This is a genomic window from Flavobacterium circumlabens (assembly GCF_004345565.1).
GTDB classification, from domain to species: domain Bacteria; phylum Bacteroidota; class Bacteroidia; order Flavobacteriales; family Flavobacteriaceae; genus Flavobacterium; species Flavobacterium circumlabens.
This window is the reverse complement of record NZ_SLWA01000003.1, coordinates 141,772-166,040: the sequence shown is the minus strand read 5'-3', so window position 1 is coordinate 166,040 and position 24,269 is coordinate 141,772. Positions and strand designations below refer to the sequence as shown.

25 protein-coding genes are annotated in these 24,269 nt (G+C 34.2%); 14 read left to right on the top strand and 11 right to left on the bottom strand.

The features are described from left to right. Positions 1 to 31: 31 nt before the first annotated feature. Positions 32 to 469, bottom strand: a complete 438-nt coding sequence (locus EV142_RS09060) for an META domain-containing protein (RefSeq protein WP_132034698.1) — start codon at positions 467 to 469, stop codon at positions 32 to 34. A gap of 214 nt (positions 470 to 683) precedes the next feature. On the opposite strand from EV142_RS09060, the gene EV142_RS09055 reads away from it, so the two are divergent. Then, a complete protein-coding gene (locus tag EV142_RS09055; protein WP_132034696.1) occupies positions 684 to 1,211 on the top strand; it encodes a superoxide dismutase family protein in 528 nt (175 codons plus the stop codon). Positions 1,212 to 1,318: 107 nt separating this feature from the next. Then, positions 1,319 to 2,521, top strand: a complete 1,203-nt coding sequence (locus EV142_RS09050; RefSeq protein ID WP_132034694.1) for an LETM1-related biofilm-associated protein — start codon at positions 1,319 to 1,321, stop codon at positions 2,519 to 2,521. Positions 2,522 to 2,562: 41 nt separating this feature from the next. Here EV142_RS09050 and can read toward each other — a convergent pair whose 3' ends face one another. The 4 genes from can to EV142_RS09030 all read right to left on the bottom strand — a co-directional run bounded on the left by can (position 2,563) and on the right by EV142_RS09030 (position 5,949). After that, positions 2,563 to 3,198, bottom strand: a complete 636-nt coding sequence (gene can / locus EV142_RS09045; RefSeq protein ID WP_132034692.1) for a carbonate dehydratase — start codon at positions 3,196 to 3,198, stop codon at positions 2,563 to 2,565. 115 nt (positions 3,199 to 3,313) lie between these two features. Next, positions 3,314 to 4,972 (bottom strand): SulP family inorganic anion transporter, encoded by a 1,659-nt coding sequence (locus EV142_RS09040; RefSeq protein ID WP_132034690.1) that lies wholly within the window; start codon positions 4,970 to 4,972, stop codon positions 3,314 to 3,316. Between the two features lie 80 nt (positions 4,973 to 5,052). Then, the gene (locus tag EV142_RS09035) at positions 5,053 to 5,337 is read right to left on the bottom strand and encodes a hypothetical protein (protein WP_132034688.1); all 285 of its coding nucleotides are present in this window, start codon (positions 5,335 to 5,337) and stop codon (positions 5,053 to 5,055) included. Positions 5,338 to 5,469: 132 nt separating this feature from the next. Next, entirely contained in the window at positions 5,470 to 5,949 is a 480-nt protein-coding gene (locus EV142_RS09030) for a Dps family protein (RefSeq protein WP_132034686.1), read from the bottom strand. Between the two features lie 107 nt (positions 5,950 to 6,056). Here EV142_RS09030 and EV142_RS09025 point away from each other — a divergent pair, with 107 nt between their 5' ends. Next, entirely contained in the window at positions 6,057 to 6,998 is a 942-nt protein-coding gene (locus EV142_RS09025; protein WP_132034684.1) for a LysR substrate-binding domain-containing protein, read from the top strand. 37 nt (positions 6,999 to 7,035) lie between these two features. Here EV142_RS09025 and EV142_RS24375 read toward each other — a convergent pair whose 3' ends face one another. After that, positions 7,036 to 7,233 carry a hypothetical protein gene (locus EV142_RS24375; protein WP_132034682.1) on the bottom strand — a complete coding sequence of 66 codons (198 nt, stop codon included), beginning with the start codon at positions 7,231 to 7,233 and terminating at the stop codon, positions 7,036 to 7,038. A gap of 166 nt (positions 7,234 to 7,399) precedes the next feature. After that, the gene (mnmD, locus tag EV142_RS09015) at positions 7,400 to 8,065 is read right to left on the bottom strand and encodes a tRNA (5-methylaminomethyl-2-thiouridine)(34)-methyltransferase MnmD (RefSeq protein WP_132034680.1); all 666 of its coding nucleotides are present in this window, start codon (positions 8,063 to 8,065) and stop codon (positions 7,400 to 7,402) included. A gap of 307 nt (positions 8,066 to 8,372) precedes the next feature. Here mnmD and EV142_RS09010 point away from each other — a divergent pair, with 307 nt between their 5' ends. After that, complete coding sequence (locus EV142_RS09010; RefSeq protein ID WP_132034678.1) at positions 8,373 to 9,443, top strand: branched-chain amino acid aminotransferase; 1,071 nt, start codon at positions 8,373 to 8,375, stop codon at positions 9,441 to 9,443. Positions 9,444 to 9,503: 60 nt separating this feature from the next. Here EV142_RS09010 and EV142_RS09005 read toward each other — a convergent pair whose 3' ends face one another. After that, positions 9,504 to 9,884, bottom strand: coding sequence for a pyrophosphohydrolase domain-containing protein (locus tag EV142_RS09005; RefSeq protein WP_132034676.1), 381 nt, complete (start codon positions 9,882 to 9,884; stop codon positions 9,504 to 9,506). Positions 9,885 to 9,966: 82 nt separating this feature from the next. Between EV142_RS09005 and EV142_RS24370 the strand changes: the two genes are divergently transcribed. The 5 genes from EV142_RS24370 to EV142_RS08980 all read left to right on the top strand — a co-directional run bounded on the left by EV142_RS24370 (position 9,967) and on the right by EV142_RS08980 (position 13,057). Further along, positions 9,967 to 10,155, top strand: a complete 189-nt coding sequence (locus EV142_RS24370; RefSeq protein WP_132034675.1) for a hypothetical protein — start codon at positions 9,967 to 9,969, stop codon at positions 10,153 to 10,155. A 187-nt stretch (positions 10,156 to 10,342) separates the two neighbouring features. After that, positions 10,343 to 11,527 (top strand): SRPBCC family protein, encoded by a 1,185-nt coding sequence (locus EV142_RS08995; RefSeq protein WP_132034673.1) that lies wholly within the window; start codon positions 10,343 to 10,345, stop codon positions 11,525 to 11,527. A gap of 64 nt (positions 11,528 to 11,591) precedes the next feature. Further along, positions 11,592 to 12,134 carry an RNA polymerase sigma factor gene (locus tag EV142_RS08990; RefSeq protein ID WP_132034671.1) on the top strand — a complete coding sequence of 181 codons (543 nt, stop codon included), beginning with the start codon at positions 11,592 to 11,594 and terminating at the stop codon, positions 12,132 to 12,134. A 33-nt stretch (positions 12,135 to 12,167) separates the two neighbouring features. Beyond that, positions 12,168 to 12,581, top strand: coding sequence for a hypothetical protein (locus tag EV142_RS08985; RefSeq protein ID WP_132034669.1), 414 nt, complete (start codon positions 12,168 to 12,170; stop codon positions 12,579 to 12,581). Between the two features lie 17 nt (positions 12,582 to 12,598). Then, on the top strand, positions 12,599 to 13,057 hold the full coding sequence (locus EV142_RS08980) for a sensor of ECF-type sigma factor (protein WP_132034667.1): 459 nt from the start codon (positions 12,599 to 12,601) through the stop codon (positions 13,055 to 13,057). A gap of 72 nt (positions 13,058 to 13,129) precedes the next feature. Here EV142_RS08980 and EV142_RS08975 read toward each other — a convergent pair whose 3' ends face one another. Then, a complete protein-coding gene (locus EV142_RS08975; RefSeq protein WP_132034665.1) occupies positions 13,130 to 14,191 on the bottom strand; it encodes a WD40/YVTN/BNR-like repeat-containing protein in 1,062 nt (353 codons plus the stop codon). A gap of 119 nt (positions 14,192 to 14,310) precedes the next feature. Between EV142_RS08975 and EV142_RS08970 the strand changes: the two genes are divergently transcribed. From EV142_RS08970 to EV142_RS08960, 3 genes are all read left to right on the top strand, one after another. Further along, complete coding sequence (locus EV142_RS08970) at positions 14,311 to 15,540, top strand: hypothetical protein (RefSeq protein ID WP_132034663.1); 1,230 nt, start codon at positions 14,311 to 14,313, stop codon at positions 15,538 to 15,540. Between the two features lie 134 nt (positions 15,541 to 15,674). Then, positions 15,675 to 17,639 (top strand): KUP/HAK/KT family potassium transporter, encoded by a 1,965-nt coding sequence (locus EV142_RS08965; RefSeq protein WP_132034662.1) that lies wholly within the window; start codon positions 15,675 to 15,677, stop codon positions 17,637 to 17,639. 148 nt (positions 17,640 to 17,787) lie between these two features. Beyond that, positions 17,788 to 19,017 carry an RsmB/NOP family class I SAM-dependent RNA methyltransferase gene (locus EV142_RS08960; protein WP_132034660.1) on the top strand — a complete coding sequence of 410 codons (1,230 nt, stop codon included), beginning with the start codon at positions 17,788 to 17,790 and terminating at the stop codon, positions 19,015 to 19,017. Between the two features lie 86 nt (positions 19,018 to 19,103). On the opposite strand, the gene EV142_RS08955 is transcribed toward EV142_RS08960, so the two are convergent. After that, positions 19,104 to 20,144 carry an AMP-binding protein gene (locus EV142_RS08955; protein ID WP_132034658.1) on the bottom strand — a complete coding sequence of 347 codons (1,041 nt, stop codon included), beginning with the start codon at positions 20,142 to 20,144 and terminating at the stop codon, positions 19,104 to 19,106. A gap of 7 nt (positions 20,145 to 20,151) precedes the next feature. Next, positions 20,152 to 21,084, bottom strand: coding sequence for a CPBP family intramembrane glutamic endopeptidase (locus EV142_RS08950; protein WP_132034656.1), 933 nt, complete (start codon positions 21,082 to 21,084; stop codon positions 20,152 to 20,154). A gap of 102 nt (positions 21,085 to 21,186) precedes the next feature. Between EV142_RS08950 and EV142_RS08945 the strand changes: the two genes are divergently transcribed. Both EV142_RS08945 and EV142_RS08940 read left to right on the top strand, forming a co-directional pair. Beyond that, positions 21,187 to 21,531, top strand: a complete 345-nt coding sequence (locus EV142_RS08945) for an ArsC/Spx/MgsR family protein (RefSeq protein ID WP_132034654.1) — start codon at positions 21,187 to 21,189, stop codon at positions 21,529 to 21,531. A gap of 94 nt (positions 21,532 to 21,625) precedes the next feature. Next, the gene (locus EV142_RS08940) at positions 21,626 to 24,076 is read left to right on the top strand and encodes an outer membrane beta-barrel family protein (RefSeq protein WP_132034652.1); all 2,451 of its coding nucleotides are present in this window, start codon (positions 21,626 to 21,628) and stop codon (positions 24,074 to 24,076) included. The last annotated feature ends 193 nt before the right edge of the window (positions 24,077 to 24,269 follow it).

Here is a 24,269-nt window from a genome sequence, read left to right as displayed (position 1 = left end):
AATATATTTTTAGCAGGTTATAAAATGAATGCTACTTTTTTGTAAATCGCATCATCACAATATCACCGGAAATAAGATTTAATGTCTTACCGTCCTCGGTTACATCATAAGAAGTTATTTTTTGCAGTGTATTCATAAAAACCTGATCACCTTGTCCGTTATCAATACACATCATTTTAGTTGTAGCCATTGGCCCTGTAAAATCAAGTTTATTTCCGTTTACAACAAGTTTTCCCGTAAACGAGTTACAACTATTATTTCCTGAAACCTGATTCTCCTTACTATTAAAATTAATTCTGGGCTTTTTATTCGGGTACAAACCATCAAAAGTAATTCTTGGGCCTGTTATATAAGTAAGCTCCCAATTCCCTTCAATCTTGGAAACTGCGTCTGTTTTTTTACATTTGAAAATACTACACGAAATCAAAATTGTACTTAAGACAATAAGGATAAAAACATTCTTCATCATAGGGTTAAACATTTAATTATTAATGAATTGAAAAACTGTAGTTCGGAATTTTTTGATTAAAAACCTACACGAATTTAAGCAATATTTTTGGGTACTATTCCCAAAATGACATTAAATTACAACCAATAGTTTTAGATTTTTTTAACTTTTAGCTTCAAGTATATCGGTATTTTTATGTTAAATTTACTTAATCTTTAATTTAAAAGCCCTACAGATGAAAAAAGTAATTCTTTCTTTCGCTATACTTACAGCCTTAATTATTGGGTGTAAGACCAGTACAAAATCAAATGACGCCAAAACCCTGACGGTAAATTTAGAACCAAAAAGCAATAGTACCGTAAGCGGAACTGCCACTTTTACGGAGAAAAATGGTAAAGTAACTTTTGTTGCAAAAATGGCAGGTTTACAACCGGGAGTTCACGCCATCCATATTCATGAAAAATCAGATTGCACCGCAGCAGACGGAAGTTCTGCCGGCGGACACTGGAATCCTACCTTTAAAAAACACGGAAAATGGGGTTCAGCCGAATATCATAAAGGTGATATAGGAAACTTTACCGCTGACGCAAAAGGAAACGGAACCATCACTTTAACTACTGACGAATGGTGTGTTGGCTGTGGTGATGCAACAAAAGATGTGTTAGGAAAAGGCCTGATCGTACATCAGGGAACGGATGACTTTACTACTCAGCCTACCGGAAATGCAGGTGGCAGGGTTGCCTGCGCCGGAATCATCAAATAAAAAAAGACAATAACCACTATTTCACAAAATCTAGTGGTTATTTCATTTAAAAACTAATCTTAACACCAGAAAAAGATATAGCTTTGTATTCTCAAACCAAAAGTTAAATGATTAACGCATCGGCATCAGGCTGGATAGATAAATTTTTTAATGAACAAAAGTTTTCAGAAGCGATACCTTTTGAAACCATAGATTCGTTTTATTATAAAGTTAGAGAAACTGGCTTTATCTATGGCCATATCATCTCTATTGATTCCCAGATTCCTATTCCGATAAAAGGCTGGTTTAAAACCGAAATTTCGAAAGTAGCACTCTTAAACACCTTATACCATGTTTTTTGCTTAGAAAAAAGAAGCTCTGAACCCAATAATTTTATAGCTGAAGTCTTAAAATTCTACAAAGAAATGAGTCCCGAAGGATTCAGTCTGTTCAAAATTTTGCTGCCAAAAGATACTCCTTCCTTAGCGTTAGAAAACATTATTGATGAGAGGGTTCAGACCAATGACAGTATCATTAGTAAAAACTTTTCGCATCTGGTAACCAATGCTTTATTATTTATAGATGTTTTGGCTTTCCGGCAGTATTTAGCAAATGGCGAAATTCCTGAAAAATATTTAAAGCGAATTGAAGAAACGGTTCTCGGCATTGTGGCTTTGGCCTTAAAAACAAAAACAGTTAAATCACAGCATGATGATTTGCTGATTAAACTGTTTGAAGCTTCTATACGATATTCAAAATTTTCGAAAGTTACCGTGGATACTCTGGAGACCTTACAACTGGATTATTTCAGTAATAAACTCGAACAGTATTATTTAATTGATATGGCCGGAATGGCTTTGTGGAGTGATGGTGTTGTCGAAAACGAAGAAGCTTATTTTCTGTATTCCTTAGGTTCCATGATGGGCGTTTCCGATGATTTTGTAACCAGGAGTATTGACACGACCCACACTTTTATCACAACCCATAAAAAGAAAATTCCGTATTTTAATTATTCCAATCCGGTCAAGCACTTTTATGATCAGATGACGCACACCGTTGTAAAACTGATTGTAAGAAACAAAAACCGATTGGTTAAGGAAATTGTTCAAAGTAAGGAATTAATGATTCTGCTGGCGCATTCGACAACAAGAGATCTGGATGCCAAAGAAAAGAAAAAAGTAAAAAAACAATTGTTGGATATCTGTAAAACGATTCCGTCACTGACTATATTTTTACTTCCGGGCGGAAGTTTACTGCTTCCCATTTTAATTAAGTTTATTCCAACTTTATTACCGTCTGCTTTTAACGAAAATCTGGACGAAAACGAATAAAAAAAATCGCCCTTTTGAGGCGATTTCTTTTTTTATGTAATTTAAAGATCCAATTGGTAAACTTCGTCAAGTTCTTCATTCGAACTGATGTTTACATTTAAATCGGTTACAAAACCTGAATTTAAACCGTAAACCCATCCGTGAAGCATTAGTTCCTGACCGTTTTTCCAGGCTCCCTGTACAATCGAAGTTTTGGCTAAGTTGTACACCTGCTCTTTAGCATTAATTTCAACAAAAGCATTAAAACGCTCTGTCTCATCTGCAATTGAATTTAGATATTTATCGTGTAAACGGTATTCGTCCTTAATATGGCGAATCCAGTTATCGATAATTCCAACAGACTGGTTACCCATTGCTGCTTTCACACCACCACAACCATAATGTCCGCAAACAATAACGTGTTTTACTTTTAGTACGTTTACCGCATAATCTAAAACACTCAGCATATTCATATCCGAGTGAACTACCATATTGGCAATGTTTCTGTGTACAAAAACTTCCCCTGGTTTAGCACCGATTATTTCATTTGCAGGAACGCGGCTGTCAGAACATCCAATCCATAATAATGGCGGAGTTTGTCCTTTGGCTAAATCTGCAAAATAATTAGGATCTAATGCTAATGATTTTTCAACCCACTCTTTATTGTTTTCTAATAATTTATTATAAAACTCTCTCATTCTTTTTTTATTTTTTTGAACGGTATTGCTACAGGGTTAAACATCTCAAAATAAGTTTACTGTAAAGCTACCTGATTTTTGATACTTCCTTTACTGTAGAAATACCCTAAATTATTTAATTTGTTTTAAAATCTTCCTTTACCACCTCTTTTTTAACCAATGCTCTTTTGGCAACATCATAATAATGTTCAATTGACACATGGTTATTAATATCCGGTGAATTTTCTAACTGATAGGCTTTCTTAAAGCCTTTCAGTTTTACTTTGATATTTTCATCAATAGCACGGGTTTCCTTAAACTCACGAATCAAATCTAAAACATCATGTGCAATATACTCGGTATCATGTGCATTGATGATTACTTTAGAATTTTGAGGAATTTCACTCAAAGTTAATTTTATAGCCGCTTTATTCAAAAAGGAAACTTCCTGAGCTAAATCAATATGAATAACATCTCCGTCTTCGTATTCTTCTTTTTTGAAACTGTAGGCTCTTTTCAGGTTCCCTCTCAATACGAAAATAATACTTATGATAATTCCTAAAGCAACACCTTTAAGTAAATCTGTAGCGACTACAAATACTAAAGTAGCAATAAAAGGAACAAACTGATATTTTCCTTTTTGCCAGAAATGAATAAATGTTGCCGGTTTCGCTAATTTATAACCAACCAAAATCAATACCGTTGCCAAAGTTGCCAATGGAATTTTATTCAAAATTGACGGTATAGACAAAACGCTGATCAATAAAAGTACCCCGTGAATGATTGCCGACATTTTAGATTTTGCTCCCGCGTTGTTATTTGCAGAAGACCTAACCACAACTGAAGTCATTGGCAAACCACCTAAAAGTGAACTTAATATATTACCAATTCCCTGAGCTCTAAGCTCTACATTGGTGTTGGTATAACGTTTCTGAACATCCATTCTGTCAGCAGCTTCAATACATAATAAGGTCTCAATAGAAGCTACAATGGCAATGGTAAGTGCCACAACCCAAACCTTCGGATTAGTTACCGCTCCAAAGTCTGGCAGAATCAAAATAGACTTAAATTCATCAAAAGATTTCGGAACCGGCAAAGAAACCAAATGTTCTTTTGCAATTGCCAGTGAACTTCCCGAGGAAACGAAAATTTCGTTTAGAACTACTCCCGCAATAACAGCAATAAGTGCTCCCGGAACTAATTTTAAGTTCTTTAAGAACGAAATTTTATCCCATGAAATTAATATTACCAAAGAAACCAGGGAAATCACTACTGCACCTAATTGAATATGATTCAGGAGATCAAACAGAAACGAAAAAGTATTACTGCCATCGTTTTGAATAAAAGCCTGATCACCTTCAAAATCAGCATCGTAACCAAAAGCGTGTGGCAATTGTTTTAAAATGATAATGATTCCGATACCCGCCAGCATTCCTTCGATAACATTGGTAGGAAAATAATTTGAAATACTTCCTGCTTTTAAAAACCCTAAAGCTAACTGAATTAATCCAGCAATAAAAACAGACATTAAAAACACATCGAAAGCGCCAAAATCAGTAATAGCTGTTAAGATTATAGCTGTCAGGCCAGCTGCTGGTCCAGATACACTAATGTGAGACTGGCTCAAATAGCCTACCACTATACCACCAATAACACCTGCGATAATTCCGGAAAATAAAGGAGCTCCTGAAGCCATTGCAATACCTAAACACAACGGAAGAGCCACTAGGAAAACCACTAAACCTGAAGCAAAATCAGATTTAAGGTTGGCAAAAAGATTAATTTTTTTTGTCATAATACAATACTAAGAATTGATACATTAAATAGCTAACTGCATTTACGATAAATACAGTCGGTTTAAAATAATCGGAAGTATTATGCCAAATTTGGAGGTGGAGCAAAAATGCTTGGAGAAATATTATCTAACTTTACAATATTGCCTGATAATATGATTTTACACTCATTAAAAACTGGCATAACCAATTCATGCTGAAATATAGCTGCAAAAACAGCTGCTTTAAGTTCTTTGTGCGCTTGCTCCTCTTCAGAAAAACTGAAGGCTACAGCCGTATTACTGCTTTTTTTTATTACCGTCACAATAGTTGGGGTGGATAAAAAAGCAATAAATATGAATAGTAATATGCGAGCGATTAATTTCATTGTGGCAAAAATAGCTTTAAACGAATAAAATCAAAGCCTGAAGGCAAAAAATTTATACAAATTTAACATTCATAAAAAATCAGAATGATTAAATTTCACCATTCTGATTTTAACTCATTTATAATGAGATTTTTATAATGTTTCTTCTAACCAGGCATTCATCATCCAAATGGTCTTTTCCTGCTCTGCAATAAAATCACTCATCATGGAATTTGTTCCTTCATCATTAATTTCATCTGATTTATTCAGAATTTCTCTTTCAATTTTTAATAAATCAGACAGAGAATGAACAATTAACTGTACTGCTTTTTCATCATTAGAAATATTTTTTCCAATGGTTAATTTGTTGTTTTTAATATAATCTTCAAAAGTATGAAGAGGTGTTCCGCCAATAGTTAAAACTCTTTCGGCTATCATATCAATTTTTAGTTGTGCGTCTGTATACAATTCTTCAAATTTCACATGAAGATCAAAGAAACGTTTCCCTCTGATGTTCCAGTGAATTCCTCTTAGGTTTTGATAATAGACCTGAAAATTGGACAATAATATATTTAATTCTTTTACTACTAATTCTGACTCTTTTACCGGTAATCCTAAAATATTTGTTTTCATAATCTTGTTTTTTACACTAATTTACTACAAAACTACAGCAAGTTCCTTAAATTTTATATCAATAAAAATTATATTTTCTTATTTTTGCATCAAAAAATACTATCAACATGACGATAACTCAATTACAATATGTGTTAGCTGTTGCCGAACATAAAAATTTCACACTTGCTGCGGAAAAATGTTTTGTAACCCAGCCTACCTTAAGTATGCAAATTCAGAAAATTGAAGAGGAACTTAACATCCTGATTTTTGACAGGAGCAAAAAACCAATTCAGCTTACAGATATAGGCCATAAAATTGTAAATCAGGCCAAAAACATTGTAAACGAAGCAGACAGAATTAAAGATATTGTAGAACAGCAAAAGGGGTTTATTGGCGGAGAATTTCGTTTGGGAATTATTCCGACGATCATGCCGACACTTTTACCTATGTTTTTAAGTAATTTCATCAAAAAATACCCAAAAGTAAAACTCCTTATCGAAGAGTTAAATACAGATGAAATTATAACAAAATTAAAAAATGGTCATTTGGATGCTGCGATTGCTGCCACTCCGTTAGAAGACGAAAAAATCAAAGAAATTGTTTTATACTTCGAGCCTTTTGTAGCTTATATACCGGAACATCATGCCAGTTTTGAGAAAACAGAAATTGAGGTTTCCGATTTAAACCTGAATGAAATCCTGCTTTTACAGGATGGACATTGTTTTAGGGACGGGATTTTGAATTTATGTAAAAATGGAACTGATATCGACCAGAATAATTTTCAGATTCAAAGCGGAAGTTTTGAAACTCTTATAAAATTAGCAGACGAAGGTCTTGGTACAACGTTACTTCCGTACTTGCACACTTTGGACTTAAAAGATTCCGATAAACTGAAACTACGTAACTTTAAGGAACCAAAACCGGCTCGCGAGGTAAGTTTAATTTACCCTAAAAGCGAATTAAAAATGCAAATCATTGACGCGTTAAGATCCACAATCGCCGGAGTTGTAAAAGGAGCAATTGTTTTTCAGAATGTTCAAATCATTAGTCCGCTACAAAAGAAATAAAAATAAAAAAGGAGCCAATTGCAATTGGCTCCTTTTTTTATACGTTAATTAGTAGTAAACTTTGTTTTAATTCTGGTTTCTCAATTATGAAATTTAATAACCATTCTTGTAATTGTTCCATTTCGTACGGTAACAGTGTTTTGATAGCTTTCTCTAATTCTTTACAGAAAAGTATCGGGTCGAAACTAACTCTCTCAAGTATTGATTTCGTGTAATCAAACATCATTTTTGACATAATAAAATAAGATTGTTGGGGGTTATCTATATTTTTAAACTTGCAGCAAATTTAAACAAATATGATATATAAACATTGATTTTAACTTATTTTTTTAAAAACTTTAGCAACGAATACGTTTTCTTAATATACATAAATCAATTTAGAACTATTCTAAACAACTCATTTAAACCTTTTTAAAAGCCCGAAACATTTCTCTTTTCCCCGGAGGGCCTGCCAGCTTTTCGACGGTAAATCCAACAGCAATCATACTTCTTTTAACAACGCCTCTTGCAGCGTAAGTTACCAAAACACCATTAGGTTTTAAGCTATCGTACATTTTCTGAAAAATTTCAGTGCTCCACAGCTCCGGCTGCACCCTGTATCCGAAGGCGTCAAAGTAAATCAAATCAAAAATCTCAAAATCGTTTATTTCATCAAAAAATTGTTTCCTTTTCGTTAACGAAAAATCGGTACTTATTGCGATTTCCTCATTCCATTCACATTCATGCATTTTTGCAAAGACAGCTTTGTAGGCATCAGCTTCTAATTCAGCAACATAATTCATTTCCAAAACTTCTTTCGCTTCAACCGGGTAGGCTTCTACTCCAACATACTTTATTTTTTGTTGTTTTTGAACTCCCTCCAAAAAAGTAATAAAAGCATTTAGTCCTGTACCAAAACCTATTTCCAGAATACTAACCGGATTACGCTCAAATAAGGAAAGTCCGTTTTTAATAAATACATGTTTAGCTTCCTGAATTGCTCCGTGTTTAGAGTGATAACATTCATCCCATTCCTGCAAATGAATTGTTGTTGAGCCATCTAGCGTTTTAATTATTTCTCTTTTCACCTTTTTAAAAATTTACGATACGATTTCGTTGGTTTTCAAGTTAATTCAGGAGTCAAATTTAGTCAAAACAAATGCGTAAAGCCTTAAAAATCGATGGTTTTTTCATAAATTCTTTATAAAACTGTGCCAATTTTTTGAGTTTGTTATAAGATAAATAAATCTCAGTCAAATGCGGTAATTAATGCAGTTTTACTAAGTAAATTACATATTTTTACTTAATTTTGCATTTATTAAAATCAATTTTAGACCAGATCATTGCTTTAGTTTTTCTATTGAAATGAAAATTCTATAAAACCTTTACATACTTATGAGTACAACTCAAACAAGCAAAATTGAAATCAGAAAAGCTACTTCTTCGAAAATAAGCGAAGTTGACTTTGAAAACCTAAGCTTTGGCTCTGTTTTTACAGACCATTTATTTGAATGTGATTTTAAAAATGGCCAGTGGCAAAATCCTGTCATTAAGCCCTATGCTCCTATTTTGATGGACCCTTCTTCAAAAGTCTTCCATTACGGACAGGCTATTTTCGAAGGTATGAAAGCTTATAAAGATGAGAACAATGATGTTTGGTTGTTCAGACCTGATGAAAACTTCAAGCGTTTTAACAATTCTGCAGTTCGTATGGCAATGCCTGAAGTTCCGGAAGATGTTTTTATGGATGGTTTGAATGAATTACTGAAATTAGATCAGGAATGGATCAAGAGAGGAAACGGAAGCAGTATGTACATCCGTCCTTTTATGATTGCTACCGGCGCAGGTGTTGTGGCAAACCCGTCTGATGAATATAAATTCATGATTTTACTTTCTCCTGCACAATCTTATTATGCCGGTGAAGTAAAAGTAATTATTGCTGAACATTACAGCAGGGCAGCAAATGGTGGAATCGGAGCTGCAAAAGCTGCCGGAAACTATGCTGCACAGTTTTACCCAACTAATCTTGCCAACAAAGAAGGATTTCAACAAGTGATCTGGACAGATGATGCAACACATACAAAACTGGAAGAAGCGGGTACAATGAACGTTTTCTTCAGAATAAACAATACTTTACTTACTGCTCCGACAAGTGAAAGAATTTTAGATGGTATTACCAGAAAGAGTTTAATTGCTATGGCCGAAAAAGAAGGATTAAATGTAGACGTTCGTCCTGTTATCGTTTCAGAATTGGTAGAAGCGGCTAAAAACGGAACTTTGAAAGAAATCTTTGGAGCCGGAACTGCTGCTGTTATCAGCGTTATTAAAGGATTCTCTTATCAGGATACGTATTACGAAATGACGCCGGTTGAAAATTCTTATGCTTCTCTTTTAAAAGAAAAACTAACAAGTCTTCAAAACAAACTTTCTGAAGATACTTTTGGCTGGACAGTAAAAGTTCAATAAATAAAAGTCCTTTAAAACATAAAAGCCCGACAAATTTTTAAAATTTGTCGGGCTTTGTTTTTATAACAGTTTCGAAAAATCCGGTTTAAAATAATTCGGCCCTTTCATGACTTTTCCGTCTTCCCTGTAAATAGGCTTTCCGTCTTCGCCCAATTTACTCATATTGCTACGCTGAATCTCATCAAAAACAGCCTCGATTTTATCCTGCAAGCCGTGTTCAATAATAGTTCCGCACAAAATATACATCATATCTCCCAGTGCATCAGCGATTTCAACTAAATCATTTTTCTGAGCTGCATCCAGATATTCCTCATTTTCTTCTTTCATTAAATTATAGCGAAGGTATTTTTTAGTTTCGCCTAAATCTGCAACCGGCGTTTCGCTGTGCCCTATTTTAAAAGCAGTGTGGAATTCCTTAACTGCATCTATTTGCTTTTTCATGATTTTATTTAATTAATTGAACTACCAAATTAGTAACTATTCCTATACAATTCTCTAAATTTGCCAAAAATAATTTTCAACTATGTTTAGTCAAGGACAATTAATATTCGCACTCTGTTTTTTTATTGCATTTGTAATCGTAATGATATTTGCTTATCGAAAAGATCTGGCATTACATAAAGTTTTTTATAAGGGAAATTATAAAGTACTGATTGGTTTCCTTCTTTTTATTGCGATCTTATTTGTCATCAAAATATTTTTAAAAAGATAAGTATCGATTTTTTGCTTATATTTAAAAATCAAAAATAAACACCGGAGATTTGCCTACTATTTTCAAAAATTGTTTTATTTAAACACTATTTGATCAGAATATAAGCAAAAATTGTTATTTATATTTAATACCGCCCCCAAGACTAGTAATAAAATTTATAACTTTACGACACCAAACAACCTACCCAATGAAGATTTTAAAATATCTGTTTCTTTTAGCGTTACTAAGCTTAGTTGCCCTTACTGTTTTTGTAGCTACTCAAAAAGGAGATTTTTCCATAGAAAGAAGTAAAGTAATCAATTCACCAAGAAATACGGTCTATAACTACGTAAATGATTTTAGAAATTTTGAAGATTTTGAATCCTGGTCTATTGAAGATCCAACGATGAAAATGTCATTTCCGGCGAATACAATTGGCAACGGAGCCTCATTTTCATGGGAAGGCACTGAAGGAACAGGGAATTCGCTTACGCTAAAAACAAAAGACGGAGAAAGCATTCATCAAAAAATGACTTTCAACGGAACTCAGGCAGATGTAAACTGGACCTTCAAAGACACTTTGGCCGGTAAAACAAAAGTGACCTGGAAGGCAAAAGGAACGATGAGTTTTATGTTTAAAATATACACAGCACTAAATGGCGGTTTTGATAATGTGATTGGAACTGTTTATGAAAAAAGCCTTGTAAATATTGATAAAAACCTAAACTACGAAACTAAAACATACGCCATTAAAGTCAATGGTGTTGTAAAGAAAACGGAAACACCTTATATCAGACAGACTTTTACAAGTGAAATTCAAAAGATAAATAAAAATGCCAGAGTTGTAATTCCGAAACTGATACATTTTAGTCAGACAAACGGTTTACAGACCAGCGGAAAGCCATTTATCATTTATCATACTTATGATACAGCAATCGGTTTAGCCAAAATTTCGATCTGTTTACCTATAAATAAAGACATTTCGATAAGCGCGGGAAGTGATATTTTATCCGGAAAACTAAATGGTTTTGAAGCGGTAAAAACGACCTTAACTGGTGATTATTCCCATACAGCCGAGGCAATTACAAAAACAACGACTTTTATAAACAACGAAAAAATAGTTCCGGATTTAAGCTGGTCACATCTTGAAATCTTAACCGTAAGCAAACTAGATACAAAAAGTCAATCTAAATTAATGACCGAAATCTATTTTCCGGTAAAACCTAAGGTAGTTCCGGTTGCGAATGTTCCGGTTTCCACACCGCAAACAGAAACCACTACTCCCCCTGCTACAACTACAACGACTGTAAAACCGAATACAACTGTAAAACCAAAAAAACCTGCTTCTCCGCCAACAACCCCACCGGCAGAACAAGAAGAGTCTGAATTCTAAAAAAGAATAAAGGCAGATTAAACCTTTTGTTTTAAATTCATTCTAACTAGATAAATCAACAAGTTTGACAAACGAGAAGGAATTTATAGCACAATTATTAAATCCCAAAACGCAGAACACGGCGTTTCAAAAACTCTTGTCCGATTATCAAAGGCCATTGTATTCTCATATCCGAAACATTGTTTTGAATCATGACGATGCAGATGATGTGCTGCAGAATACTTTTGTAAAAATTTTTCAATATTTAAAGAACTTCAAGGGAGAAAGTAAGCTTTTTTCCTGGATGTATCGGATTGCAACCAATGAAGCCCTGACTTTTCTGAACCAAAAAGCAAAACTAAACGGGTTGACATCTGAGGCTTTACAGAATAAAACAATCGAAAATTTAAGAGCCGATATCTATTTTGACGGAGATGAGATACAATTGAAACTCCAGAAAGCGATAGTAACATTACCCGAAAAACAGCAATTGGTCTTTAAGATGAAATATTTTGAGGAATTAAAATATGAAGAAATATCAGAAATTCTTGGGACTTCTGTAGGCGCACTGAAAGCCTCTTACCATCATGCCGTAAAAAAAATTGAATTATATGTTACGTCAAATTAAACCTTTTGTTATAAAACATATCTTATAGACATTATGAAAGCATTTAAATTAGAAAACGAACCGAAGATAACAACAGGATTTAAAACACCTGAGCATTATTTTAATGCTCTTTCGGAAAGAGTTTTACAGCAAATTAATGAACAAGAAGTAAAAGTTATCCCTATTTATAAACGTAAAAGGGTTCTTACAATGCTCGCCGCCGCTGTAATTGTTATTGCATTAATGATTCCGATAGTAAATAATTACAACAATACATCAAAAGAACTGGACGAAAACACCTTAGAAACATATTTGACTTATCAGTCTAACCTGAATCAGTATGATTTAATTAATCAGCTTGACTCAAAAGATATTGAGTCACTTAATAAGAATGTTGCCCTCGAACAGGAAACACTTGAGGACATTCTGTCTTCAAATCCTAATATTGAAAATTTAATTTCAGAATAAAACAAAAACTTAAAAATATGAAAATCAAAAATATATTGCCGCTACTTCTATTTTTAGTTAGTTTTTCTTTCTATGCACAAAGTGACAAAACAGATGAGAAACGCGAAAAAATCAAAGCTTACAAAGTCTCTTTCTTAACAACTGAGCTTGAACTTACTTCTACAGAAGCTGAAAAATTCTGGCCTATTTATAATGCTTTTGATGATAAGCAATTTGAATTGCGTCATGATAAAATGAAAACCTATCTGCGTAAACTGGATGATGACAACATCAATTCAATTTCAGAAAAAGAAGCTTCTGCACTCCTTTCACAAATAGAAAGCACAGATAAGGAAATATATCTTTTACGCGAAAAATACATGTTGAATCTTAAAAAAGTTCTTTCGGCAAAAAAAATATTGAAGCTTAAAAAATCAGAAGATGATTTTAACCGAAAATTATTAAAACAGTATCGGGATAAGGCGGTTAAAAACTAACAGCGCAAGAAACAACAGCGATAGGAACCCTATATAATAATACTTACTTTATTATTTAGGGTTCTTATTATTTTAATTGAAATGCAATCTGGCTAATTTATTGAAACCCGCAGCAATTGCCGTATTTTTATTAATAAAACGAATGGTAAAGAATTTATTGTCATTGGACAATTCTTTCCAGGAAGCCCCTCCATCTGCAGAATACTGAATACCGGACGCACCCACGCAAACCAGTTCTTTGGCATTTCCTCCCGGAACATATTGAATGCATGAGGCATATCCAAAACCCTGTTCCTGACCTATTATTTCCCAGGTTTTTCCACCATCTTTTGTAAAGGCTTTATTATCATTTTTATGCTCAGGAAGCTCATAGTCTCCACCGGCAATAAACCCTTGTTTGGAATCGTAAAAATCAGCTGTAAAAATTCCTGTCATTGTTTTTCCCTGAACAATCGGCGTATCCATAACTTTCCATGTTTTTGCTTTATCAGAAGAATAAAAAACGCGTGCTTTTTTTCCTCCCGAAACGAGCCATGTATGATCACCTTTAATAACTATATTTGAATTGCTGGCAGCAAAAGCAGCTTCGCCTTTAGCGTTTGTCGGCAATTTATCGGATAATAATTTGGTCCATGTTTCACCTCCGTCACGGGTAACAATGATCGAAAAAGTATCTTCTGTAGGATCACCTATTGCAATACCTTCTTTATCGTTCCAGAATTGCATACTGTCGTAAAATACTTTCGAATTGATTTCTTTGTATACTAATTTTACTTTTTGGGTCTTTTTAGAAACCTGATACAACAAGGCAGGATTAGCTACACTTAATAAGAAAATATTTTTTGAAGTCTGTGCAATACTCCTAAATTCCAATTTTAAGGTATCCCTGTAAATATGATCTTCAAATTTTTCTTTTTTATCTAAATCATACCATCCAAAACGAGAATTATCACCTCCATACCAGATCTTATCTTTATCAATTGCAATCGCCCTGATACTAATTTTATCCTGAAATAAAGTTTCTATTTGTACTGAGGTGAAGCCACTGTTTACGAACTCTTTTTCATTATTATTCAATGTTTTAAAAGACACAAACAAAACAAAAGCACCAAGAAATAAAATTACTTTTTTCATATTAATTACTTTTTTTTAATGCTAAAATACAATTAATTATAACATATAAAATATGTTTTGTTCTTTTTTCTGGCACAGTAATTGGATATCCCACAATATTAATCTTAATATGATTTGTCATGAAATCGAAACTACTTTTTATAGCATTACTAGCCTTAGGTTTTAGTACAGTTCCGGCACAAAGCCAAACAACTGTTTATGCAAAAAATTCAGATATAAGCGACAACTTAGACCTTAGGGCCGTTGCTTCCATATTTGGAGAATCAGCCAATCTTCAGGATTTTGAAAGACGATTGAATGATCCGAAATATCAGATCTCTAACCTTGATTTAAATGACGATGACGAAGTTGACTACCTGCGTGTAATTGAATCTGTAGAAGACAGAACCCACGTTATAATCATACAGGCCGTTTTGGATCGCGATGTGTATCAGGATATCGCAACAATTGATGTTGAAAGAGACAACTCCAACAAAGTAGTTGTTCAGGTGGTAGGAAACTCTTATTTGTATGGAGATAATTATATTTATGAGCCTGTTTACAATGTAACTCCGGTAATTTATACTTCATTTTGGATCACTAATTACAGACCATACTATTCAACATGGGGATGGAATTATTATCCTAATTATTACACTGCATGGAGACCTTACCCTATTTACAGATATAGAAATAACATAAATGTTTGTATCAACGTAAACAACCACTATAATTACGTAAATAACAGGAGAAGTTACAGAGCTCCGGCTTTGTATGAAACAAGACGTTCTTACGGATATGAAACAAGACGTCCCAATTATAGCTTTTCTCAAAGACATGCGAACACCAACAACAGATATGAATTAGATCAAAGACGTGTTGCAAGCAGAGAATCTAACAGAAACCAAAATGTTTACAATACCAATAGATCCAATTCAGGAAGAACAACCGGTACAGACAGAAACTATGCCGATAATAGAAACGCAGCTGTTAACAGACCCAATTCAGACAGAAATTACAACACCAATCGTGCAACACCAACCAGCAGAGATAATTCACCAAGTGTAAATACTCCCGCAAGAGTTGAAAACACACAGAGAAATGAAGTGAGAAGAAATTCTAATGATAACAATTCAAGAGTTTATTCAGAAAACAGAGGGAATTCTAACAGAACTTCTGCTCCGGTACAACGAACAGAAGCGCCGAGAAGCATGCCTGAAAACAGAGGAGGCTCTGAAAACAGAGGAAACACTTCGCGAGCACAGGCACCACAAAGAGCTGAATCTCCAAGAGTAAACCAGGAATCAAGAGGCAGTCAGCCACAAAGAGAAAATAGTTCAGGGTCAAGAGGAGGAAACAGAAGAGGTTAAATTCTGTTCCTTAAATATCTAATAAAAATTAAGGCACAATTTTACGATTGTGCTTTTTTTTATCTTTTTAATTTTAATTGACGCTAATTTATTTTAAAACAGTAAATTTGCAACCGTCTTTTATAAAAACATACATGAGCGCAGCGCATAAAAACTTACACAGTAAGTTGTCTATTGGAGGTTTACTAATCACATTAGGGATTATTTATGGAGATATTGGTACTTCTCCATTATATGTAATGAAAGCCATTCTTGGAGAACACATCATCAGTGCTGACATTGTTTTAGGAGGTATTTCATGTGTTTTCTGGACCTTGACCTTACAGACTACCATAAAGTATGTGCTTATTACACTAAGCGCAGATAATCACGGTGAAGGTGGTATTTTTGCATTATATGCATTAGTCAAAAAAACCAAGATAACCTGGCTGATTGTCCCGGCCATTATTGGAGGTAGTGCTCTGCTCGCAGATGGAATTATCACGCCGCCTATTTCGGTTTCATCGGCTGTGGAAGGAATAAAAACCTACTATCCTGAAATTAATACGATCCCGATTGTTATCGGAATTTTATTTGTTCTCTTTACCATTCAGCAATTTGGAACTAAATTAGTTGGGAAATTCTTCGCTCCGATGATGCTAATCTGGTTTACCATGTTAGGAACTCTGGGAGTTATTCAGATTTCTAATCATCCGGAAGTTATTAAAGCCCTAAATCCTTATTATGCGTATCATTTATTACAGATACACCCTGAAGGCTTTTTTGTTCTTGGACTAGTATTTTTGTGTACAACGGGAGCAGAAGCATTGTACTCAGACATGGGACACTGTGGAAGAAAAAACATCAGAATAAGCTGGATTTTTGTTAAACTTACCCTGGTATTAAACTATTTCGGTCAGGCAGCCTTTTTGATCCATCATGAAGGACAGACTTTAAAAGCCTTAGGAGGAGAAAATGGCAATCCATTTTATCTTATCATGCCGGACTGGTTTCAGCCGGTAGGAATTGTTATTGCAACTTTAGCAGCCGTAATCGCATCACAGGCTTTAATCAGCGGATCCTTTACTTTGATAAATGAAGCAATGCGCCTTAATTTCTGGCCAAAAGTTAAAATCAAATATCCGACCGAAGTAAAAGGTCAATTGTATATTCCGTCCATCAACTGGCTGTTATTTTTTGGCTGTGTTGGAATTGTTCTGCATTTTGAAAAATCAAGCAACATGGAGCATGCCTATGGTCTGGCAATTGTTTTATGTATGATCATGACGACCATTCTGCTTAACTATTACCTGATCATGAAACGTATTAAATTATTTTTCATGGTGCCGTTAATTACCATTTACCTGATAATTGAATTTAGCTTTTTGATTGCCAATGTCACCAAATTTGCCGAAGGTGGTTATGTAACTTTAATTATTGCAGCTGTCTTAATTTCGATTATGACGATCTGGTATCTGGCCAAGAAAATCAATAAAAACTATACCAAAATTGTCAAAATCGACGATTATAAAAAAGTATTGATGGAGTTGAGCGAAGACTTATCTATTCCAAAATATGCGACCCATTTGGTTTATATGACCAATGCAAACCGCGTAGATGAACTGGAACAGAAAGTAATGTATTCGATCCTGCAAAAGCGTCCAAAAAGAGCCGATATCTACTGGTTTGTACACGTGAATATTTTAACGGAACCTTATAAAACACAGTATAAAGTTACCGAAATTGCAAAAGACGATATTTACAGAGTCGATTTTAATTTAGGATTCAGAGAGCCAACCAAAATAAACCTGATGTTTCGTGAAGTAATCAGGGATATGGTAAAAAATGGTGAAGTGGATATTACCAGCCGCTATGAGTCATTAAACAAAAATAATATTATCGGAGACTTTAAATTTGTATTGTCTGAAAAGTTCCTTTCTAATGATAACGACTTAAGATGGCATGAAAATATTATCATGAACTCTTATTTCTTTATCAAAAAATTAAGTTTGTCTGAAGAAAGAGCTTTTGGTTTAGACAGCAGTTCCGTAAAAATAGAGAAATTCCCGATGGTGCTTCATGCTCCGGAAAATATTGGATTGACCAGGATTCTAAAATAAAGTTATTCCAAAAATAAATTCAGAAAACACTCTTTTAAACTTTATTAGAGTGTTTTTTTTTCTTTTTAATGAAAGTCTAAATAACAATCAAAATTAAAAATTTAACTTTCAATCAATTAATAGTACCTTTGCAACTCAAATAATTAAAATGAGATTACACAGAAATTTAGTTTATACTACCATCGATTCTTTAAATGCCATCTTCAATGAAGGAGAATATGCAGACAAAGTGGTAGCAAGAGCATTAAAAAAAGACAAACGTTGGGGAAGTTCCGACAGGAAGTTTGTTGCTGAAACGATATACGAAGTTGTTCGTTGGAAACGATTATACGCAGAAATTGCCGAAGTAAAAGAACCTTTTGACAGAGACAATTTATGGAGAATGTTTGCGGTTTGGGCCGTTTTAAGAGGATATCCAATTCCGGATTGGAGACAATTGGAAGGAACACCGGAAAGAAAAATCAAAGGACGTTTTGACGAACTTTCTAAAATCAGAGCCCTTAAAGAATCTATTCCGGACTGGATGGATGAATTGGGAGTTAAAGAATTAGGTGAAAAAGTCTGGGCAACAGAAATTGCTGCACAAAACCAGCCGGCAAAAGTTATTTTAAGGACCAACACACTTAAAGGAACCAAAGAAAACCTGAGAAACACCCTGATGGATTTAAATATTGAAACCGAATATTTAAAAGATCAGCCGGAAGCTTTAGTTTTAAAAGAAAGAGCAAACGTATTTTTGACGGATGCTTTCAAACAGGGACTTTTTGAAGTTCAGGATGCAAACTCGCAATTGGTTGCTGGTTTTCTTGATGTAAAACCAGGAATGCGCGTTGTGGATACTTGCGCAGGAGCCGGAGGAAAAACACTGCACATTGCTTCTTTAATGGAAAACAAAGGACAACTGATTGCAATGGACTTGTACGAAAGCAAATTGAAACAATTAAAATTACGAGCAAAAAGAAATGGCGCTTTTAATATTGAATATCGTATTATTGACACCACAAAAGTGATCAAGAAATTACATGAAAAAGCAGATCGTGTATTGATCGATGCGCCATGCAGCGGTTTAGGAGTTCTAAAAAGAAACCCTGATGCGAAATGGAAACTGCAACCTGAATTTATTGATAACATTCGTAAAGTTCAGGCAGAAGTTTTAGAGAGTTATTCTAAAATTGTAAAACCAGGCGGAAAATTAGTATACGCTACTTGTTCTGTTTTACCATCAGAAAATCAGGAACAGGTAGAAAAATTCTTAAAAACTGAAATCGGAAAACAATTTACTTTCATAAAAGATCGTAAAATTTTAGCCTCAGAATCAGGTTTCGACGGATTTTATATGGCTTTACTGGAACGTAAAGATGCTGTAATTAAAGAATAAGTAAGCTTAAATTCCAAAAAATAAAAAATCCCAAATCCCAATTTTTACTAATTGAGATTTGGGATTTTTACCTTTGGAATTTTTATTTAAACCAAACTCCCTTTACGTAATAATTTTCCGTTTTGGTTTTCTTTGAATTTCGGAACAAAAACAATTTCTTTTGGTTTTTCATACTTTCCCAAACCATCAAAAAAGTCGGTTGCAAAATCTTGTTTTTCGCCTTCAATAACCAGAATCAGTTTTTCGCCCAGAGCAGCATCCGGAATTCCGGTTACAAAAAACCTTCCCTTAATTTTATCCAGCAGTTTGGCTTCTATCTGTTCCGGAATAAGCTTCACCCCTCCACTATTAATAACATTATCAATTCTTCCTAAGAAAATAAACTGATTTTCTCTTACAATCTCAACCAGATCATTGGTAACAACAGGATCTTCAGAAATAACCGGAATGGTAATTACCAGACATCCACGGTCGTCCTGAGCTATTTCTACATTCGGCAAAACAGTGAAAACATTCTCTCCCACTTTTCTGGCTGCAATATGAGTAATAGTTTCGGTCATTCCGTAAGTCTCGTAAACCTCCGTTTTCAAAGGCAATACTTTTTCCTCAAGTGACGCATCCATTTTAGCACCTCCTACAATTAGTTTCTTTACATTTTTCAAAGCTTCAATTGAATTTTGAACTTGCAAAGGAACCATTGCCACAAAATCGTATAACGTTGTATTCAGAGCTAAAGGTGCGGTACTGGGAGCCACTACATCCAAATCAAGACCTAAAATCATACTTCTCACCAACATCATTTTCCCGGCTATAAATTGAACCGGCAAACACAACAAGGCTTTATTTCCGGGTTCTAAGAGAAAAAAATCTCCCGTCGCCAAGGCAGAATGAATCATAGCGCGTTTTTCCAGCCGAACCAGTTTGGGTAGCCCGGTTGTTCCCGACGTTTTCATTTCGATGAATTCTTTATTATCGAACCAGTCCAATAGAAATTCACCAATGGCCTGTTCGTTCGAATCTCCCTCTTTTATATAACTGTAAGCGACACGGCATAAATCTGCCGCGTTGAGATGATATCCGTTTATATTAAAATAATTGTGGACATTTCTATGTGTTAATTCTAACATGAAACTTTTAATTTGATGATTCTACACTATTAATTTTACCTGTTAATTTTTCCTTCCAATTGCTCCAGCCGTATTTTTTAGCAAAAATAAAAAGCAGAATCGGGTAAATAACCAACACAGGCAAAATCACATCCAAACCCGCTGAAGGTTCTGACATATCTTTGAAAATAGAATGAGTCTGAAAAACAGACCAGTCTGAAGTAACCAATAAAGCCCCAATCAGATTATTAGCAGCATGAAACCCTAGGGACAACTCAATTCCTTCATCCATAAGTGTTAAAATACCTAAAAAGAAGCCTGTACCAATGTAATATATCATAATCACATAACCCATTTTAGCGACTTCAGGATTAAAAAAGTGCATGGAACCAAAAATTAGCGATGTCATCAATAACGGAAACCATCTGTTTAAGGCCAGATTAGCAAACCCCTGCATCAGATAACCTCTAAAAACATATTCTTCTGTACTGGTCTGTATCGGGATCAATACAACACCAAGAGCAACTAAAATCAGAAAGGGAACTAATTTAAAATTCCACACAAAATTTTCAGGAGATTTAAAATAGAGCGCTACAAAACTCAGCAGAGAAAAAACCGCCCATAACGTAAAAGAAAACAAAATACGTCCCCAGTCTATTTTTTTGCGGGCAGTTGTTATTGATAAAATTGTCTGATGGTGGAGGTGTTTTACAACAAAATAAATCCCGGCAAATGCAAAAGCAAAAGAAATCATCACCAAAAACAATGTCAAATTAGGTTCAAACATTTTTAAAGCTGAATCACTATCTGTTGGAAAAGCTTTATTGGAATTAAACGTTTTATAGAGAACTGCGATAGAAAAAGGAATCTGACCAATAAAAGACGCAGTAATGATAAAAACGGATCCTAAAAGATATTTCCAGAATTTATTTTCGGGTTTAATTCCTAGTTCTAAAAACATATTTATAAAAATTTAAAAATGAGAATTCAGTTTAATAAGTAAATCTTATTTTTGGTCTTGCTAAAATACCGAATTCTCCTGTAATAAATTAAAAAAAATAAAATGATCGAAGTTTACCATAATCCACGTTGCGGAAAATCAAGAAATTGTCTTGCCTTTTTAGACCAGTCCAATCAGGATTACAAAATCATTCCGTACCTGACAGAAACACCTTCGTTTACTGATTTAAAAAAGTTACTTGAAAAACTAAATTTAAAACCTCTTGATTTAGTAAGGATTAAAGAAAAAATCTGGATAGAAAATTACAAGCAAAAGACGCTGACTGATGATGAGATTATTCAGGCAATGGCTGACCATCCTATTTTAATAGAACGCCCAATTGTAATAAAAGACTCAAAAGCCATCATTGGAAGAGATTTAGATTTGGTAGCTTCTTTTTTAGATTGATTATAAAGAACAGCATTAACATTTTTTTGTGACTTTTCGCTTTAAACCAAAAGCTAAATTTGCGGTCTAAGAAGAAAAAGAACCAAAAAAGACAATGAAACAAATCAAATTTGCTGTATTACTTGTATTGCTTTTTACAAGTTTTTACAACTATGCACAACAACTGCCATCTGGTGGCAATAAAGTAAAAGTTAGCGGAAAAGTTTTCGAAAAAGTAAGCAAGCAACCTCTGGAATATGCTACTATTTCGATTATGGCTCCAAATGACACTAAAGTTATTGCGGGTGGAATTACAAATCCAAAAGGAGAATTTGAAGTAGCGGTTGCTCCGGGAACGTACGATATAAAGATTGAATTTATTTCGTTTAAGGCAACCGAGATCAAACAAAAAAACATTGAGACTGATACTAATTTAGGTGTCGTAAATCTTTCTGAAGATGCTGCGCAACTGAATGAAGTTGTTGTTCGCGCTGAAAAATCTACCGTTGAAATAAAGCTGGATAAAAAAGTTTATAATGTGGGTCAGGACATGATGGTAAAAGGCGGAACTGTAAGTGACGTTTTAGATAATGTGCCGTCTGTTTCTGTGGATACCGAAGGAAATGTAAGCTTAAGAGGAAGTGATAATATCAGGATTTTAATTGACGGAAGACCTTCAAACGCGATCAATGTAGCTGAAGCGTTACGTCAGCTGCCTGCCGATGCTATTGACAAGGTAGAAGTTATCACTAATCCATCAGCGCGTTATGATGCTGAAGGTGGTTCAGGATTAATTAATATTATCCTTAAAAAAGGGAAAAACCAAGGGCTTAACGGAACTTTTATTGCTTCAACAGGTCTTCCTGAAACCTATGGTTTAAGTGCGAATCTGAATTATAAAACAGAAAAATTAAACTACTTTACAACTGCAGGATACAATTACAGAACCAATGAAGGTACAGGTTTAACCAATTCCGAGTATTTAAATGAAGATGGTACCACTAAAAGTTATTTAGATGAAGACCGTGACACCAAAAGAATCAGAAAAGGATTTAATGGAAGAGCCGGAGTTGAATGGACCATTAATCCAACCACTTTTTGGACAAATGCGATCAATTACCAGAATAATTCAGGTGAAGACAAAGATTTGATTAACTATAATAATTTTGATGTTAATCATAATTTTACCGGTAGTTCTTACCGATTAAACAAAGGGATTACGGATAGCGATAATATAGAATACACTTCTAATTTAATAAAAAACTTCAACGATAAAGGACATAAACTTACCGTTGACGCTTCTATTTCAAAGAATAATGATGATAGTAACAGTGATATTTCAGGAACACAGAAATACAACAGTACACTAAACAACCAGGTGCAGAAACAAGTTCAGTTACAAACCGACTATGTTTTGCCAATCAGCGAAGGAAGTCAGTTCGAAGCAGGATACAAAGGAAGTTTCAGTAATTTAAACAATGAGTATTATGTTATTGATCCTGCAGGGGCGACAATTACTAATTTATCCAACACTTTAGAGTATAAAGAAAACATCAATGCACTTTATACCCAATATGGTTTTAAAGTAAACAAATTCTCCTATTTATTTGGATTGCGTTGGGAAGACACCAATATTCAGGTCAATCTTTTAGATACAAAAGAGTTCAATACGAAGAAATACAACAATTTATTTCCAAGTGCTTTTATTAGTTACGAGATTTCAGATCAGAGTAATTTCTCAGCAAGTTACAGCAAACGTCTTTCAAGACCAAGAGGACGTTTTATGAATCCTGCCGTCAACTATTCAAGTAATATCAATATTTTTCAGGGAAATCCGGATTTAGATCCTTCCTTAACAGATAAATTTGACCTTGGTTATATCAAACGCTGGGACAAGGTAACTTTTAATACATCAGCTTATTTCGAAAATACAAAAGATGTATTTAGCTTCGTTCGCTATCCCAACGGAGATATGGTAGGTGGAATTCCGGTAATTGTTAACACACCGATTAATGTAGGGAAAGAACAAAAATTCGGTTTTGAATTTACACTTAATTACACCCCTTATAAATGGTGGAGATTAAACAGTAATTTCAATCTTTATAATGTCAAAACAACCGGAGAAAATACTTATACTGACATACAAACAGGTAACCTTGTAACTCAGAATTTAGACAATCAGGCTAATTCGTGGTTTGCAAGAATCAGTTCAAAAGTGACTTTACCATACAAAATCGACTGGCAGCTGACTTCTATGTACAACGGTTCTCAGAAAACAGCACAGGGTAAAAATTTAGGGCAATTCGGAATGAATACTTCTTTTAGTAAAGATGTACTGAAAGACAAAGCCACTATTGCTTTTAACGTGAGTGATGTTTTCAACTCCAGAAAAATGAAATCCTATACGTATCTGGACGAGGTGAATTCATATAGTGAATTTCAGTTCCGTAAGCGTCAATTCAATTTATCCTTTACGTATCGTTTTAACAAAGCTAAAAACGAAAGAGAAAAGAATCCTGCTCAAAAAGAAGGAGGAACCGAAGGCGGTGGAGAATTTCCGGGATAACTTAAGTTAAAATTCCAATTTTTTTAAATTCCAAATTCCAGTTTACTAAAACTTATTTATGAAGTCTTAGTAAACTGGAATTTGGAATTTTTTTATTAGATTTTGGATTTTCCTCAATAAAAAAAAAGGACTCGTAAAAACGGGTCCTTTTTTTATGAAATCAATTTAAAATTAAATTGATTGTTCTTGCTTT

Excerpts from the sequence above, each read along its gene's own strand:
- EV142_RS09060 (WP_132034698.1), bottom strand. The coding sequence starts at position 469 with ATGATGAAGAATGTTTTTATCCTTATTGTCTTAAGTACAATTTTGATT.
- EV142_RS09055 (WP_132034696.1), top strand. The coding sequence starts at position 684 with ATGAAAAAAGTAATTCTTTCTTTCGCTATACTTACAGCCTTAATTATT.
- EV142_RS09050 (WP_132034694.1), top strand. The coding sequence starts at position 1,319 with ATGATTAACGCATCGGCATCAGGCTGGATAGATAAATTTTTTAATGAA.
- can (WP_132034692.1), bottom strand. The coding sequence starts at position 3,198 with ATGAGAGAGTTTTATAATAAATTATTAGAAAACAATAAAGAGTGGGTT.
- EV142_RS09040 (WP_132034690.1), bottom strand. The coding sequence starts at position 4,972 with ATGACAAAAAAAATTAATCTTTTTGCCAACCTTAAATCTGATTTTGCT.
- EV142_RS09035 (WP_132034688.1), bottom strand. The coding sequence starts at position 5,337 with ATGAAATTAATCGCTCGCATATTACTATTCATATTTATTGCTTTTTTA.
- EV142_RS09030 (WP_132034686.1), bottom strand. The coding sequence starts at position 5,949 with ATGAAAACAAATATTTTAGGATTACCGGTAAAAGAGTCAGAATTAGTA.
- EV142_RS09025 (WP_132034684.1), top strand. The coding sequence starts at position 6,057 with ATGACGATAACTCAATTACAATATGTGTTAGCTGTTGCCGAACATAAA.
- EV142_RS24375 (WP_132034682.1), bottom strand. The coding sequence starts at position 7,233 with ATGTCAAAAATGATGTTTGATTACACGAAATCAATACTTGAGAGAGTT.
- EV142_RS09010 (WP_132034678.1), top strand. The coding sequence starts at position 8,373 with ATGAGTACAACTCAAACAAGCAAAATTGAAATCAGAAAAGCTACTTCT.
- EV142_RS09005 (WP_132034676.1), bottom strand. The coding sequence starts at position 9,884 with ATGAAAAAGCAAATAGATGCAGTTAAGGAATTCCACACTGCTTTTAAA.
- EV142_RS24370 (WP_132034675.1), top strand. The coding sequence starts at position 9,967 with ATGTTTAGTCAAGGACAATTAATATTCGCACTCTGTTTTTTTATTGCA.
- EV142_RS08995 (WP_132034673.1), top strand. The coding sequence starts at position 10,343 with ATGAAGATTTTAAAATATCTGTTTCTTTTAGCGTTACTAAGCTTAGTT.
- EV142_RS08985 (WP_132034669.1), top strand. The coding sequence starts at position 12,168 with ATGAAAGCATTTAAATTAGAAAACGAACCGAAGATAACAACAGGATTT.
- EV142_RS08980 (WP_132034667.1), top strand. The coding sequence starts at position 12,599 with ATGAAAATCAAAAATATATTGCCGCTACTTCTATTTTTAGTTAGTTTT.
- EV142_RS08975 (WP_132034665.1), bottom strand. The coding sequence starts at position 14,191 with ATGAAAAAAGTAATTTTATTTCTTGGTGCTTTTGTTTTGTTTGTGTCT.
- EV142_RS08970 (WP_132034663.1), top strand. The coding sequence starts at position 14,311 with ATGAAATCGAAACTACTTTTTATAGCATTACTAGCCTTAGGTTTTAGT.
- EV142_RS08965 (WP_132034662.1), top strand. The coding sequence starts at position 15,675 with ATGAGCGCAGCGCATAAAAACTTACACAGTAAGTTGTCTATTGGAGGT.
- EV142_RS08960 (WP_132034660.1), top strand. The coding sequence starts at position 17,788 with ATGAGATTACACAGAAATTTAGTTTATACTACCATCGATTCTTTAAAT.
- EV142_RS08955 (WP_132034658.1), bottom strand. The coding sequence starts at position 20,144 with ATGTTAGAATTAACACATAGAAATGTCCACAATTATTTTAATATAAAC.
- EV142_RS08950 (WP_132034656.1), bottom strand. The coding sequence starts at position 21,084 with ATGTTTTTAGAACTAGGAATTAAACCCGAAAATAAATTCTGGAAATAT.
- EV142_RS08945 (WP_132034654.1), top strand. The coding sequence starts at position 21,187 with ATGATCGAAGTTTACCATAATCCACGTTGCGGAAAATCAAGAAATTGT.
- EV142_RS08940 (WP_132034652.1), top strand. The coding sequence starts at position 21,626 with ATGAAACAAATCAAATTTGCTGTATTACTTGTATTGCTTTTTACAAGT.